We start from the raw sequence: 15,376 nt of genomic DNA, 5'->3' as shown, positions 1-15,376 counted from the left end.
GATCTCCTTATCGATTTTTAATGGATTGAAATAACTTTCTGACGATGGATGGCTCTTTAAACTCCTGATTCATGACCATCTCATCAAGCCAATGGGTATCAAATAATTGGTCATCTATATACCGCTCGATACACTGGTATCCCGCCGGATGATACACGAAGAGATCCACCCCCATTTCGTTTAGGAAAATGAGGGCAGCCGCATCAGAACGAGTCAGCTCACCATTATATTCCGTATGGTATAAAATCACTTTCGGTACGGTTTGTGCATAATCAAAGGTTTGAATGAGTTCAATGAGCTCCTGGCCGATATGCAGTATCTGTTTGAATAAATAAATACGGACATCTAATTCGGTCTCATTGCCTTCTTTTAATAGCTTTGGATGCTGACAGATTCGAGATATCGCCTCTGCTATCGCACGCTGCGCGCCCTCATATAGATGAGAAAACTGCCATACATTGCTTTTCATTAATAATTCAGGATCAATCTCTCCAGCAGAAGAAAGGGCATGCTGATAATGAAATTGATAATTCGAAGACACTTCTTTCGTAAAAGGAAAATGGCGAATGGTCTTCGTCTCTTTCCCTTCCATTAACGTATGGATACGATCCCAGTATTCACGCTTGTCTCGTGTGATCCCCATCATTTTCGCAAAGAGATTCGGAATCTGTATCGTGTCCCGTTCTGCTTGAAAATTAGGGCGAATAAAGGAACGTTCCTTTGCAATTAAAAACAGCTCATCATACGTTGTCTTCAGCGTAATGGAATGAGGGGTATGATCTCTGAATTGCCACGGCTTATACAGCATTGAATCTTCCGTGTGGAGCACCTCTTCAAGCTCTCTTGTCGAGCGGTACGCCACCGTTGATTTCCTCTCAGGCTTTTCAGTAGGGAACGGTTCAAGCTTTGAATTTCCCGGATACTGATCAATAAAAGTCAGCTTTTCTTCTGGATCTAATTCGCGGAACGAATCCTCGCCCTCTGGATGAAATAGCACAACATCACAGCCAATCAGCATGACATAGTAAAGAAAATAAAGCTGACTTTTATTCGCCTCTCCATACCAAATGACAACCGGCATTTTTTCTTCTATATTGACTTCCTTCAGCCATGGACCTAGATGATTATTTGAAAACTTCACTACATCCAGGAGAACCCGGCGGAAATCGGGATGCTGAAATCCACCCTCATGCATCTGTTTGAAATGCTCAAACACCTTGATCAATGAAAGGCGGATATGCCGGTTCATCACAGGGTTTGGATGGCGTACAATCAGCTGTTCACCATCTAAAAAAGCCACAAAGCGATTCACGGACAATCCCTTTTCTTCTTGGTTAATCAAATGAATGCGTTGAAGCGCTTGAAAATGCTCCGGCTCAATATGACGATTGAGCGTTTCACTTAAAATATGAACACCATCTGTTTCATATAATTCATGTAAATAAATAAAATAATCGGTTGCATCATGCGGAGTTCCAAGGACCCGGGCGGCGAGACGCGGCAAGGACAATGTATGCTCGTCCTTTACATAACCGTCTCTTTCAGGGAGCGGCTTTTTCAGCACGTTTTTCCAGGCTTCCTGCTCCGCCCGTGTATGGTTGACATCGATTTCTTTATAACTCACGCCGCTCCTTCCTTTCTCCTATATTTTCTCGAAAGCTACTACTATCATATCATTCACCCTTCTACTTCTGCTATCGAATCGAAGGCTTTTTTACGGTCGTCATCTGCTTCATGACACAAGCGGTGATTTCATCTGCTGCTGCCATGCCAGATGCTGCTGTCGGCTCAAGTAATGGGTCAAAGTCAAGCACTTCCCCATGCCTCGGGGCAAAGCCCATATCCGCCTGACGAATAAGACCTGCATCTAAAAGGGAATCGCCTGCACCATATACATATTCAAGCTCCAGCCGTTCCTTTAAAAAAGCAACAGCATCCCACTTATTGAGCGGCTCCGGAATAAAATAAAGCTTCCGTCCTTGAAGAGAAACCTGCCAGCCTCTCTCCTCGCCCCACAGCTTCAATTCAGCAAGTGGAATGTGAGACAAATACTCATCTTCCATAATCAAATAAAGAAATTTCCCCTCTGCTGTCCGGGTACGCTTCACCCATGCCGCAACTGGAAGGTCGGAGATGGCTTTCAGCATCTCTCTGACTGACATACACGCTTTGAGCCTCTCATCAACGATAGCCTGCCAATCCTCAAGCGGCTTGCCGTGATGAATGATACAGCCTCCATTTGTCGTGACGGCATACTCCGGTTGGAGCTCTTGCTGAAAGAAGGTGATCCGTTCATACTGAGCAGTCGTTCTTGTCGTCACTGGAATGAACCAGCCCAGTTGATGGATTGTCTGCAAGGATTTTTTCGTTTCAACCGACATATAGGAAAGCGGTCGTTCGTCCAGCACCTCAACTAAATCATAATCTCCTTCATACTCATACTGGTCCAGCACTCGATGTGAGTAAATCAGCGTCCGGTCTAAATCACTAGCAAACGCACATGTCTTCATGACGTCTGTTCCATCGGACGAATAAGTCCACAGCACGTATAGGACATATTGGCATATTCAATGACAGGAACGCCTCTGTCCTCTGCCAGAAGCAAAATATGCTTCAGCTTCTCCTGAGACCCCGGCTGAATCAGGATTTTCCAAGGGATTCTTCTAAGCAGCACACGGGTCGTCTCACCAACACCCGGCTTAATCAAATGGGTATTTTTAATGTGAAACTCCTGACCGATCGCTTCAATGGACGCCATCCCCCGCCAGTCCGCAGGCATTCCTTGTGTGAGGATAGTCTCTGCTTTCTCTTCTACATTTGGTTTGAGGCTAGAAAATGCTTCTTCAATTGTATCCACATACAGGTTGGACACATCCTCATCAAGCAGCTCTTCATAATACTTCGCCCCATGGAAATCATCGGCATTGATCCAGCGGTTGTTTAGTACCGTTCGACTGACAAGTCCTGATACCGTCGAATTCAGGCAGGCACTTGGAATGAGAAAGTCCTCTCTCGTTCCGTAGACATTTGTACAATAGCCTGGATCAGCTAGTACAGCCAGTTCACTAGAAAGACGAATATCATACTTTCTTTCAAAATCAATCACAGCTTTTTGGAGCTCTCTCGAAATCGCACCTTTTCCGGTCCATCCATCAATAAAGGCAATCTCAAAGCCCGGATGTTCTTTGAGCATATAATGCAGCGCATTCTCATCTATTCCTCGGTCACGAATAATAGAGATGCTGTAATGAGGCAGTTCAAGACCATATGTCTTTCGAATATATCGTTTGATGAGCACCCCGATCGGCGTTCCCGCCCTAGCCAAACTGCAAAGAACCGTTTGGAAGCCTCGCTTTTTCACAATCTGTTCTGCTACCACAGCTACTGCTTCTGCTACCTTTTCCTTACTTTCTTTCAGAGATTGATAGAATAAATCCATATAAGATTCCGTTGGTTTATACTCAATCGGCAGCATTTCTGAATAATGCGCACCGCTCTGAATCGAACGCTCCCGCTCTTCTGTACTTTTCTCCATCTCAATGGATGATAAATCTTTGAGTAAGAAGGTTACATCCTGCTCTGGATAGCTTCCCATCTTTGTATACACATTAGTCATTCACCTTCACCTCGTCTGATAAAGTCACAATATGCACATGCTTCACATGCCGCTCGGCAAATAAGTGAACAAGCGGACGCAATGCCTCCTGAGAGACCTTTTTCTCAAAAAAGAGAAATACATCATCGTATTGATCTTTTGGTATGTTGTACACGTAGTGCTGAATTCGGGCATCCTCTGGACTCACAAAGGTAAACCCATTTTGAACAGCGTATCCATCCTTTTCAACAGGGTGAATTGGGCTTCTCGTCGTTGAATGAAAGAGAACGCCTTCTCCCATATGTGCAGCCAGTCTCATCGGCACATACATCAGCTCACCTGTTCCTAAACAAAGTGTCTGCTTTCCTTTGCGTTCCTTCTTCAGTTTCAGCCCAGCCTGTGCAGCTGCTTGGTCGATGGCTGCCGTATCTGCTGCGTTTAAACCAAAACGGCCCGTTTCATGTATATATGGCGAATGACCTGCCGAATTTGCTGCATGAGAAAGTGCATACGGCTCGTGCTTAAAGAAAGATTGAAGAGAGTGAACAGAGAGACTTGGCAGATCCTTTTGCTCAGCAATCTCATACGAATAAGCTGGCTCATCCAGCGTTTTGCCCCGAAAGACCATTTGCCCTTTTAATAAAGACAATGATGTGATGTGAATACCAAGCTCCTCTTCAAGCTCACACATGGCTTTCTCGTGCTCCTCAGTCCGCCAGTCCAAAATAGAAAGAATCGTGTAAGAATGCCGCGGATGCTTTGCATGAAGGTCCCGAATGATATTGATATTCGTACGGCCTGTCGTGACTTCATCATCTACTAGCACGATGGGACGGTCTGTGCGAAGTAATGCTTCGTCTGCATAACAAAGCTGATCCGTTGCATGCGAATGCTCTTCTTCAAATACCAATGAAGGATCAAGGTCCAGCAGCTGTTCACGTGTCGTATGGATGTAAGATGCTCCTTCTATTACGTCATACACACCATGACCCAGTGCTGTTGCTGTTTCTGCAAAGCCGATCACGATCGGCTGTTTTCCTGATGAAAGCTTCTCTTTTTTGAGTGCTTCGTAGGCTTTAGTTAATGCCGTGTGGTCATCCGTCTTGAGTGCTTCTACTAAAAGGTCTTGATGCGGAGACGTCTTGCCTGTTTGCTCTTGTGCATACGCCATGGCTAAAAGACCCGAGACAAGAAGCGGTTTTACTGGATGAACAGGAATATGCTTACCGAGCACCTTACTAACGAATAAAAAGGCTCTTTTTTTGTTCACTCTTGCTGCCATGTCAAAAAGATGCTCTTTTTCCAGCTGAAGCGCACCTTTTTTGAGATCAAGCTCAACTTCCATATGTTCCAAGATGCTCAGCGTATGCGGCTTGTGCTTCTGTGAGTATGTCGATATAGCTTCTATTTTCATGAAACACCCCGTAAATATCTGACTTAATTAAAATGTGCTCTGCCCACCGGTAATGCGGCTTCGTTTCATTCATTTTATTAGAGAAGGTACTCTTCATTACGCCAACTGTGCCGTCTGCATGTTCAAGAATGCTTAATGCATCCATATACTCTTCCTTCGTCACAACATACATACTTTGCACCGGCTTAAGATGTGTTGGATGAATGACCGTCTTTCCATGAATGCCGTTAGCCACATCGAGTTTTGTCTCCTTGAGTAAACCTTGTACGTCATCAAATTCAGATAAAGACGGTTCACCGCTCCTATGAGAAAGCGCACGGATGAATGGCTTTTGTTCCTTTCGAGCAGGGCCAAAATGCTCCCACACAGCCCCAGAAATTACAAAGGAACGCCCAAAATAATTGATGATATCTGTGATTAAATCTGCAATCAATTTGATCTCATAGATGGTCGTGTCACGATCACGGCGAATACCGTACAAACCGCAAAGATCCGTTGCCCCAATGCGAATATTCAAAATATATTCTTCATCATTCAGCAAGATCTGCTTTAACTCAGACAACACCGTATATCTTGTTTCTTTTTCTAATAAATCGGGTGTTTCCAAAATGGGCATCCCATAAAGTGTTGTCCGCGTTTGGGACGATGCCTGTTTCAGACTGTCCAAATAATCCTTCGCATTATGAACTGAACACTTCGGGAACACAAAACCGGTAAGTAATTGAAGAGAGGAACCGAGCAAGTCTGCCATTTTAAGCAGCTGTTTCGGCGAACGAACTCGAATAAATAAAAGAGGCAATTGTTCAGCCGTTTCAGGAGCATGCGTTACTTTCTCTTTGAGACTGGCCAATTGTGTCACTAGATTCTGTTCGGCCATGTCCACTTCTTGATCACCGATGGCATCCTCCAAGCAAAATACAACAGAGCAAAGCGCTTCATATTTCTGCGACAGCAGCATATCTGCTATATCTTGTCTTGTCGCAGGCATATACAAAGTAGCACCTAATGCATGCGCAAGTACATGCCTCGGTGTCAGTGAATGCATCGCCCCTGGCCGCTTGAAAAAAAGATCGTGCTGCCTCGCCTCTGATAAAAATCGAAAATACCGCATGCTGTGCCACCTCCTGTTGTTTAGAGAAAATAAATGACCTGATGATTCAAAAAAGGATGGAGCCGCTAGTCAACTCCATTCCTTTTTGATCGTCCTATTCTTCTTTTGAAGCCGCAGCTTCGTTTGTCACATCTTGATGTTTCTTCTTATTGATTTTATGAACAATAAACGTCCCGATAAATGCTAGGATAATAATTGCAAAGAATGCGACATGCGGAATTTCAATATGAGCAGCACTTAAGCCCATTTTGATGGCAATAATTCCAATGAGAATAAACGCTGTATTCTCAAGCTCTGGAATACGGTCAATGAGGACAAGGAATAACTGTGCCACTGTACGCATCATGAGAATTCCAAGCATTCCGCCTAATAGCAGAATCCATACTTCCTCAGATACAGCGAATGCCGCAAGAATACTGTCCACCGAGAAGGCAAGGTCCATAATTTCCACAGAAATAACAGTTGCCCAAAACACGCCAAATACACGAACCATCCAGCCTTCTTTTTTCAATTCCTTCGCTTCGTCATCGCCGTCACCTAACCAGAAGTGCTTAATGACAAGCCATGCTAAATATGCAGCTCCGAGGACCTTAATCCACCAGAACTTAATAAGCAGCATCCCTACGCCAATGAATAGAAAACGGAAGAAATAAGCGCCAATTAATCCGTAGGTTAATGCCTTTTTACGCTGCTTTTCTGGTAAATGTTTCACCATGACAGCTAATACAAGCGCGTTATCTGCTGATAACAATCCTTCAAGCACAACAAGGGTCCCAATAAGCCCCCAAGAGACAGGGTTTGTTAATACCTCTGCCCACATATGCCAATCAAAAAACGAGGCATACGTGTCCAACATATGTTTCAAAATATCCAACTGGTTTTCCTCCTATAAGTGTAGAAGCATCAGCAGGCTTTCGCCTGCTGTTATTCTTGACCGCTGTTTCTTTCTCACTTTGGAAAAGGCCCTCATATGAGTCATTGGCAGCGCCACTTGAATCGATTTGTTTCTATCGTTTACACTTCTAACCCATAATTTTGACAAAGAGCTGCAAGTCCGCCAGAGAATCCGCTTCCGATGGCGTTAAACTTCCAATCGCTTCCGTGGCGGTACAACTCACATACCACAACAGCTGTTTCAATTGAGAAGTCTTCCCCTAAATCAAAGCGAATCAATTCTTCCCCGCCCTCTTCATTTACAACACGAACAAACGCATTAGAGACTTGTCCAAAATTCTGGCTGCGCGTCTCTGCATCATGAATCGTAACTGTAATTCCGATACGATCAATGTTAGCAGGAATTTTTGAGAAATCAACGAGAATTTGCTCATCATCTCCATCTCCTTCGCCCGTCCGGTTATCACCTGTATGAGTGACACTGCCGCTTGGGTGCTGAAGGTTATTATAGAAGACAAAATCTGTGTCTTGCTGACAACGATTGTTTGCATCGACTAAGAAAGCCGAAGCGTCCAAATCAAATTCGGCTCCACCAGAATATTTATTCGTATCCCAGCCAAGACCGATCATCACTTTCGTCAGCCCTGGGTTGGTTTTTGTTAAATCGACACGTTGTCCTTTTGAAAGCTGAATCGCCATATTCGTACCTCTCCTGTCTTTGAAAATATGAAACTAGCCGTTACCCGATATCTAAACCGAAGTCCGTTGCAATGCGGGCAAGTCCGCCTTGATAGCCCGATCCGACAGCTGAGAATTTCCATTCCCCGCCATGACGGTATAATTCACCTACAATAATCGCTGTCTCGATGGAGAAGTCCTCTGCCAAATCGTAGCGAATGAGTTCTTCATTTGATGCCGCATTTAAAATACGCACATATGCGTTCGTTACTTGTCCGAAATTTTGACTGCGCGCTTCCGCATCATGAATCGTAATGACAAATGAAATCTTCTCAATACTCGCTGGTACAGCTGATAAGTCGATATTGACTTGCTCGTCATCTCCGTCTCCTTCACCAGTGCGGTTATCGCCTGTATGTACGACACTGCCGCCACCGCCAGTTGTTTGATTGTAAAAGACAAAATCCGATGGAGAGCTTGCCTTACCTGCTGCATCTAAAAGAAATACACTTGCGTCTAGATCAAAGTCATGTCCGCCGTCATACTTATTGACGTCCCAGCCAAGACCGACGACCACTTTTGTTAAACCTGGATTCGTTTTTGTTAAATCAATTTTTTGACCTTTCGCTAAAGAAATTCCCACTAGGAATCTCTCCCTTCTGATTAAATATAGTTTCTCGTAATATCGGCAAGCTTCGCATCATTTGTACCGTTTCCAACAGCCGCAAACTTCCAATCATTCTCATGACGATAAAGCTCTCCAACGATTAACGATGTTTTCCCTGCATACTCATCTTTTAAATTATATTTCACTAATTCTTGATTGTTTGAACGATCCACGATGCGAATGTACGCATTTTGAATCATACCAAAATGTTGATTTCTTCTTAGTGCATCATAGATGTTCACAACAAACACCAATTTATTCACATTGCCTGGCACCTTGCTCAAGTTGACGAGGACTTGTTCATCATCTCCGTCTCCTTCACCAGTTAGGTTGTCACCTGTATGCTCGACACTGCCGCATTTGCTTTTCAAGTTGCCAAAATAAATCAAATCTTTATTTTCCGTAAACTTATCATTTTTCAGCATGAGAACTGAAGCATCACAATCAACATCAGCGCCGCCTCCGCCGCCAAACAGCTTTCCTAAAAATCCGCCGCCTTGTGATACAGGGTCCCAGCCAAGTCCAACAAGAATATTCGTTAGCCCTGCTTTGCCTTTTGTTAAATCAATACGTTGACCTTTTTCTAATGTAATCGCCAAATCAATCACTCCTCCAGCATAATAAAAATCTATTTATTAAGCGATGGACCCTATTAAAATTATCATACATGAAAATTCGACAAAATTCATGATATGACATTGGAGCCTCTTACTCTTTTTTCTATTTACTAGTATATACGATCTATGTTCAAGATAGGTTTCAAACAGATGATATTTTTTTAACGAAAGATCCATGTTGAAAATGGTTCATGTCGTAAATGAAGTGTTTCATGTGAAACATTGTCGAATGTTCCCGGTAAGCAGCTCTAGCTGAATGAACGAAGTGTAGGCATCATTTCACGTTGGTTTTATATGTTGATATAGAAAATATAAAAGCTTGCGATCGAGAGATAAACCCTTTCGTTTCCTTCTATTCATGGATTTCTTTATACTTGAGATGAAGAACATTGACCGTGTCGATGAAAGGATGTTGATGATGCCATCACTTCACATATTAGATCAAGTCGCTATTCCTAAAGGTCAGACAGCCCAAGAGACATTGATTCACACAACGCAGCTGGCTCAGCTTGCGGAAACTCTTGGGTATGAGCGTTATTGGTTTGCTGAACACCACAGCACAAGAGGGCTCGCTAGTACAGCACCTGAAATATTAATGGCTCATATTGCCGCTCATACATCAACCTTACGTACCGGGTCTGGCGGCATTTTACTTCCGCAGTACAGCCCTTTTAAAGTAGCAGAGGTCACGCGGCAGCTTGAGGCCCTTTATCCTGGACGAATTGAAATCGGTGTCGGCAAATCTCCGGGCGGGATTGAAAGGACGAGACTGGCTTTGACGGACGGCGTGCATAAAGACCTGTCTCAGTTTGACCGCCAGCTGAAGGATCTTCTATTTTACTTATCAGACAGCCTGCCTTCTGGGCACCCGCATGCAGGAGTCAAAGCTTCTCCGCTTGTTGATGCTCATCCGCCGGTTTGGCTGCTTGGGCTAGGAGAAAATAGTGCCATGCAGGCGGCGGAGCTTGGGATCAACTATATTTTTGGTCATTTTATCCACCCTGCACGCGGCAAGCAAGCATTTGAGACGTACCGGTCTCACTTTTCTCCATCTGTCTTTTCCGGGCAGCCGCACGCTATGTTTGCTGTTTTTGTCATCTGTGGTGAAACAGATGAAGAGGCCGACCAGATCGCCAGCAGTACAGATTTATGGCTGCTGCGTGTTGAAAAAGGACTGGACAGCCGCGTACCTTCTATAGAAGAAGCCAGTTCCTATCACTACACCACGCAGGAAAAGAAAAAAGTGTTACAAAACCGCCAGCGGATGATTGTTGGCTCAAAGGCAACGGTGAAAGACCAATTACTTAGCTTGATGGACCGCTATCAAACGGATGACATCATGATTCTAAACAATTCCTTTGATCCGATCGAAAAACAGCGCTCCTTCAAACGAATCGCAGAATTATTTTGAAGCCAATCCCCTTGGCTTCTTTTTATCATTGTCATAGAAAATGGGAAATGTAACATCAAGATGTCAAAATCCTTCCGTCTGTCATCTGATCGCAAATGTGTCTTCTAATCGTTAGCGAACTGTAAACGCATAAGGGGTGTACCTTTTATATAGTAGAGGTACATATTCAAAGAATCGTTTACGACGCTAGAAGGAAGGAGATGACAGGCCATGAAAAAGAGACTCGATTGGGTCGATGCGGCTAAAGGAATCGGCATTCTGCTCGTGGTCATGGCGCATGTGCCCATTCCAGATTCTTTAAAGCAATTCATTTACTCTTTTCATATGCCGCTTTTCTTTTTACTATCAGGCATGATGTTTCGATCATCCTCACACCCTGCTCTGTCATTTATTCAGAAGAAAACCAAGAGCTTACTCTTACCCTATCTCTATTTCTCCATCATTACGTATGTTTTCTGGTTCTCCGTTACTCGTTTTTTTGCCTTTAAGGGACAAACGGATATTGACCCTTTCGTTCCGTTTACAGGTATTTTTATATCCAATGCAGATGAAGCTAGACTCACGCATAACCCAGCCATCTGGTTTTTAACGACGCTCTTTTTAGTGGAAATTATATTTTTCTTTATGCACCGTCTGACAAAAGGGAAACCTGCTGTCCTGATCTTACTGACCGTTTTTTGCGGAGGTGCTGGATATGTCTCTACATTGCTTTTAGACCAAAGTCTGCCTTGGAATGCCAATGTCGCCTTGACGGCTGTTGTGTTTTATTCAATTGGATTTTTGGCAAAGCAATGGTTTGTGGAATTAAAAACAGATCCAACCCTTCTTCTATGTACAGGTCTGCTTGTACTGACGGCTTACATGCAAAGCTTGAATTCACGGATCGATATGCGCGTTAACGACTATGGCGATCTCTTTCTTTTCTATGCATGTGCACTGCTCGGTTCAGCTGCCGTGATTTATTTAAGCTTTAAATTCAAAACGTCCCCAATTTTGACGTATCTCGGACGAAATTCTATTGTTATTCTTGTCTTGCAGTTTGCCGGCATCGATATCATGAAAGCATTTGTTTATTATGGACTTGGTATCAATATTGCGGATACAGCGCAGCTCTCTTGGACACTCTTTTATACAATCGGGACTTTGCTGCTTATGGTGCCGTGTATCTCCTTCCTGAGCAAGTATCCGATGCTGCTCGGCAAACCAGCCAAAACAGCACACCGCTACGAACAAAAAACATCCGCCGGCTGATCGGGCGGATGCTTTTTGTATTAATCATTGATTTGAGAAGGATAAAGCGTCATTCCTCCATCCACAAATAAGGTGGTGCCTGTGATATACGAAGCTTCCTTAGATACGAGGAATGCAGCGGCGGACCCAATCTCCTTCGGTTCGCCAAAGGCTCTCATCGGAATCTTTTCAAGCTGCTTTTGTTTTTTCTGTTCATCCTGCAAATCATCATTCGATTCGGTTCCCATTGTACCTGGTGCAATCGCATTGATCCGAATCCCTGCTTCCGCATAATCAAGAGCCAGCGTCTTCGTCATCATATTCATTCCACCTTTGGAAGTGGAATAGTGAACATTGAACGGGCGCGGTATTTCCTGATGGACACTGGATATATTTAAAATGGACCCTTTGATGTCATGCTCCATCATATAGGCGATCGCAGCCTTTGCTCCTAAAAAGGCGCCTGTGATATTGACATCAATGACTTTTTGCCATTGTTCAAGCGTCATCTCATGCGGCATCGCTTCTTCGCCATTAAAGCCTGAATTATTAACGAACACATCTACTGTACCGAAATGCTCCAGTGCTGTATCCATGATGGCTTGAATTCCTTCCTCTTTGGAGACATCTGCGTGTACTTTCACCGCTTGACCTCCGCGCTGCTGAATAGCTTGTACCGTTTCTTCAGCACCCTCTTCATCGCCTTTATAGTTCACAACCACATTCATTTGCTCTAGTCCAAATCGTAATGCGATGGCTTGTCCGATTCCTTTTGAAGAACCTGTGACAATGGCTGTTTTTCCTTTTAAATCTTGATACATCTTCATTTCCCCCAATCACGTGCTTCATCTTGTTGATACACAATGGTTACCCATTTTGAAAAAAAGAAAAACACAACCCTCTGCAATCGTTGACTAAGAGGATTGTGCTGTTCATCAAGCTAAAAGGTGTTATAGACATTTTCACATGTTTCACCGGTTGGCTGATAAAAGCAATGCGACTTATACCTTGCCACAAACGGCTGATTGTACCAAGTCGGTGGACAATTTCCAGGCGGTTTAAAATACCAAAGGCTGAATTTTGCCGGCCAAAATCGTTCTCCGTTAATATTCCTCCGCGCTAGTGCTTTTTCCGTTTCTCGTGCTCGCTGATAAAAATAACCATGCGTGACCGCTTCAAATGCATGCTCCTGATAAATCATTTGTGGAATCGTACGCAGCCCTTTAAAGTCAGAGCAGTTGGCACGCAACCGGTTGATGCCTACATTTCCTACGAGCAGCATCCCTTGCTTCCCTTCACCTTCTGCCTCCGCTCTCAGCAGTCTGGCCATTAGATCAATATCAGAGCTTGTCGCTCTTACCACTGCCATACATCCACCTCCATTTCGTTTCTCTTTTATTTTATGTGGTCTTTCTGTCTAGATGACTGCCATTTTGACGGGAAAAGACACATTCAGTGTCGAGAGCCTGTCTAAACACCTCAACATTTTGCTGGACATGTGTCTCTCTGCCAACAACACACAAACCAAGTGATCATACACATAACAGGAAAAAATATTCATTACTATAGACTCATTTACAAGTCATAAAAATCCTTCTAATTGCTACACCTTCGTCAAAAACAGTCATTTGAACCTATTCAATAATCCGACTCAAAACCTTAAAATATAAAATGTTGAGTTTTTACAGGAGATATCAAATAATAAATTACAAGTTTCTCCTCTCAACTTAGTGTCATTTTTACTACTTGAAGCTGTGCGACCTTTGAAACGCACTGAAGTATTGACAGTACTTTCGCTTCATTCTACAGTAAAAAACATACAGTATTTTTCTTTTTGTGCAAAAAGAACGATATGAACTAAAGCTTTCCAATGAAATTCATCATAAACCCGAGGAGGAAAACACGTCATGTTTAAAAAGAAATTATCCCTGTTTCTTCTGATCTTGTGTGTCACTGTTGTCGCTGCTGCTTGTAGTGGTGGAAAAGAAAAGTCAGCTGCAAAGGAAAAAGATACAAAATCCCTTGATGCAGCAGAGGTAAAGGTAGAAAGTGCTGAATACACATTACCACCTCAATACGATACATCTGTACAGGATGATCAGTATGTATTAAAAGTGAACGTATCTGTAAAAAATATCAGCAAAGAGCCTCTCAATGTTGATAAAAGCAACTTTACGCTTTACCAAGATGACGCACAGGTGTCTACGATTTCTCCAGATGACTACAACGAAGTATTATCTTCAAGCTCTCTAAATGCAGACAAAGTATCAAAAGGCGGTCTTTTCTTTGTTGTTGATAAAGACAAAGACTATCAGCTTGTATACACAGAGCCAGGCACTGGTTCTAAAAAAGATGACAAAACACTAGAGTTTGATATTAAAGGGAAAGACTTAATGAAAAAAGCAGATACACTTCAAGCATCTGCAAAAGCCCTTTCTTCTTATATTGATGTGATGATTTTTGGTAAGAATAACGACGAGTTCGAAAAACTAACAGGTGATAACAAATCAACCGTTGTCAACGAATTTAATAAATCATTCAAACAAGGCTACATCACGTCATCAGGTATTTCTTCTAGTTCAGCGAAAGATGAAAACCTTGATAAGCTGCTAAAAGCTGTGAAAGAAACATTAGCTGAAAAATCAAAAGTTTCAACAAAAACAAAATCAATCAGCGGTGATAAAGCCGTCGTGACTGTGACTCTCACACCAATTGACGCAAGCCCGCTTGTTGATCGTTTAAAAGAAAAAGCGACTGAGTTCTACAGCAAAAACCGCACAGCCTCTTATGATGAAGCACAAAAATATTTACTCTCAATCTACCCAGAAGAGTTCAAAAAATTAGGACCTTCATCTTCTGAAGAAACAGTAGAAGTCAACATGAAGAAAAATGACATCGACCAATGGAAACTTGATTTGAACGATTACAAAACAAGCTCATTAGTTGAAAAGTTCATCAAGAACTAATGAAAAACCCCCGATGCCGGGGGTTTTTTGTTTGATCCCTATATTTAGTTCCGAATTGCAGCCAAGAAAGTAAGATACGGTCTATTATGAAGGATTTTCTTTTACAGCTTCATACTCTTTTATCACCTCAACCGGATCAACCGCATCCTCCTCTTGTGCGTATTCCTCTACATAAGGGTCCATTAATTTCTCAAACTTTTGCTCATCATCTACTAAAGCAACATACGTTTCATATCCTTCAAAATCAGATGGATATAAATGTGCAACGGAACTACCCGTTTCTAATGCCTCATCTATCGCTTTTCTTAATTCCAATAACCCTTTCCTGTTTCCCAAAATAAACGCTTCAAAATGGTGTGTTTGTTGAGCATATATATTACATAACTCTAGCACATCATCATCATCTGTTTGATAAGACATACACCAATCACCTCTTTAATTAAATTAGGATCATAATGTCATTTCGCCTTCTATTATGCCATTTCTTTTGTCCGATCGTGAACCTCTTTTATATGAATCTCTGGATATAAAAAAACTTGCAGAAAAAATCTACAAGTTTTTAGCTTTTTTATTTCGCAAGCATTCACTTTTCTTTCATAAACAAACTTCTCACGCTGCCAAACATCAATTACTTACATAGTACGTGAATATTAAGAATGGGATAGCAAAGTAATACGTATCTAGCTGCGTAGCTCCTGCTCTCATGGTATTATTATCACTGGCATCCCTATAAAAGAACTCCAAAAGCTCATTCATTCTACGGAGGTCCTGTTAAATAATTAATAGAGGTGAA

At 42.7% G+C, this 15,376-nt stretch carries 15 protein-coding genes; 3 read left to right on the top strand and 12 right to left on the bottom strand.

Going from position 1 to position 15,376, the window contains the following annotated elements; all coding sequences use genetic code 11:
• Positions 1–7 precede the first annotated feature (7 nt).
• The 9 genes from C6Y07_RS15395 to C6Y07_RS15355 all read right to left on the bottom strand — a co-directional run bounded on the left by C6Y07_RS15395 (position 8) and on the right by C6Y07_RS15355 (position 8,958).
• Entirely contained in the window at positions 8–1,624 is a 1,617-nt protein-coding gene (locus tag C6Y07_RS15395) for a YceG family protein (protein WP_106037067.1), read from the bottom strand.
• A gap of 70 nt (positions 1,625–1,694) precedes the next feature.
• Entirely contained in the window at positions 1,695–2,510 is an 816-nt protein-coding gene (locus tag C6Y07_RS15390; protein ID WP_106157004.1) for an HAD family hydrolase, read from the bottom strand.
• A complete protein-coding gene (locus C6Y07_RS15385; protein WP_106157002.1) occupies positions 2,507–3,616 on the bottom strand; it encodes a cysteine protease StiP family protein in 1,110 nt (369 codons plus the stop codon). The genes C6Y07_RS15390 and C6Y07_RS15385 overlap by 4 nt, the downstream gene beginning before the upstream one ends.
• The gene (locus C6Y07_RS15380) at positions 3,609–4,940 is read right to left on the bottom strand and encodes a phosphoribosyltransferase family protein (protein ID WP_106157000.1); all 1,332 of its coding nucleotides are present in this window, start codon (positions 4,938–4,940) and stop codon (positions 3,609–3,611) included. The genes C6Y07_RS15385 and C6Y07_RS15380 overlap by 8 nt, the downstream gene beginning before the upstream one ends.
• Positions 4,930–6,120 carry an HpcH/HpaI aldolase/citrate lyase family protein gene (locus tag C6Y07_RS15375; protein WP_106037066.1) on the bottom strand — a complete coding sequence of 397 codons (1,191 nt, stop codon included), beginning with the start codon at positions 6,118–6,120 and terminating at the stop codon, positions 4,930–4,932. The genes C6Y07_RS15380 and C6Y07_RS15375 overlap by 11 nt, the downstream gene beginning before the upstream one ends.
• 94 nt (positions 6,121–6,214) lie before the next feature.
• Positions 6,215–6,994: a TerC family protein gene (locus C6Y07_RS15370; protein ID WP_034664243.1), complete on the bottom strand. Its 780-nt coding sequence runs from the start codon at positions 6,992–6,994 to the stop codon at positions 6,215–6,217.
• Between the two features lie 140 nt (positions 6,995–7,134).
• A complete protein-coding gene (locus C6Y07_RS15365; protein ID WP_034664245.1) occupies positions 7,135–7,713 on the bottom strand; it encodes a TerD family protein in 579 nt (192 codons plus the stop codon).
• Positions 7,714–7,753: 40 nt separating this feature from the next.
• On the bottom strand, positions 7,754–8,335 hold the full coding sequence (locus C6Y07_RS15360; RefSeq protein ID WP_034664247.1) for a TerD family protein: 582 nt from the start codon (positions 8,333–8,335) through the stop codon (positions 7,754–7,756).
• A 20-nt stretch (positions 8,336–8,355) separates the two neighbouring features.
• The gene (locus tag C6Y07_RS15355) at positions 8,356–8,958 is read right to left on the bottom strand and encodes a TerD family protein (protein WP_034664249.1); all 603 of its coding nucleotides are present in this window, start codon (positions 8,956–8,958) and stop codon (positions 8,356–8,358) included.
• A 436-nt stretch (positions 8,959–9,394) separates the two neighbouring features.
• On the opposite strand from C6Y07_RS15355, the gene C6Y07_RS15350 reads away from it, so the two are divergent.
• The gene (locus tag C6Y07_RS15350) at positions 9,395–10,387 is read left to right on the top strand and encodes an LLM class flavin-dependent oxidoreductase (protein WP_106037064.1); all 993 of its coding nucleotides are present in this window, start codon (positions 9,395–9,397) and stop codon (positions 10,385–10,387) included.
• A gap of 210 nt (positions 10,388–10,597) precedes the next feature.
• The gene (locus tag C6Y07_RS15345; RefSeq protein WP_106037063.1) at positions 10,598–11,638 is read left to right on the top strand and encodes an acyltransferase family protein; all 1,041 of its coding nucleotides are present in this window, start codon (positions 10,598–10,600) and stop codon (positions 11,636–11,638) included.
• A gap of 20 nt (positions 11,639–11,658) precedes the next feature.
• Here C6Y07_RS15345 and C6Y07_RS15340 read toward each other — a convergent pair whose 3' ends face one another.
• Together C6Y07_RS15340 and C6Y07_RS15335 are read right to left on the bottom strand one after the other, a co-directional pair.
• A complete protein-coding gene (locus C6Y07_RS15340) occupies positions 11,659–12,438 on the bottom strand; it encodes a glucose 1-dehydrogenase (RefSeq protein WP_106037062.1) in 780 nt (259 codons plus the stop codon).
• Positions 12,439–12,557: 119 nt separating this feature from the next.
• Positions 12,558–12,986, bottom strand: coding sequence for a cell wall hydrolase (locus C6Y07_RS15335; protein ID WP_034664257.1), 429 nt, complete (start codon positions 12,984–12,986; stop codon positions 12,558–12,560).
• A gap of 538 nt (positions 12,987–13,524) precedes the next feature.
• Here C6Y07_RS15335 and C6Y07_RS15330 point away from each other — a divergent pair.
• Positions 13,525–14,583, top strand: coding sequence for a DUF4352 domain-containing protein (locus tag C6Y07_RS15330; protein ID WP_060595473.1), 1,059 nt, complete (start codon positions 13,525–13,527; stop codon positions 14,581–14,583).
• An 84-nt stretch (positions 14,584–14,667) separates the two neighbouring features.
• Here C6Y07_RS15330 and C6Y07_RS15325 read toward each other — a convergent pair whose 3' ends face one another.
• Positions 14,668–15,003 (bottom strand): hypothetical protein, encoded by a 336-nt coding sequence (locus C6Y07_RS15325; RefSeq protein WP_060595472.1) that lies wholly within the window; start codon positions 15,001–15,003, stop codon positions 14,668–14,670.
• Positions 15,004–15,376 lie beyond the last annotated feature (373 nt).

Source organism: Bacillus sp. LNXM12-1 (assembly GCF_003004375.1).
Lineage (GTDB): Bacteria > Bacillota > Bacilli > Bacillales > Bacillaceae > Bacillus.
Note: the sequence above shows the minus strand (reverse complement) of the source record. Positions and strands in the feature narration are given on the sequence as shown.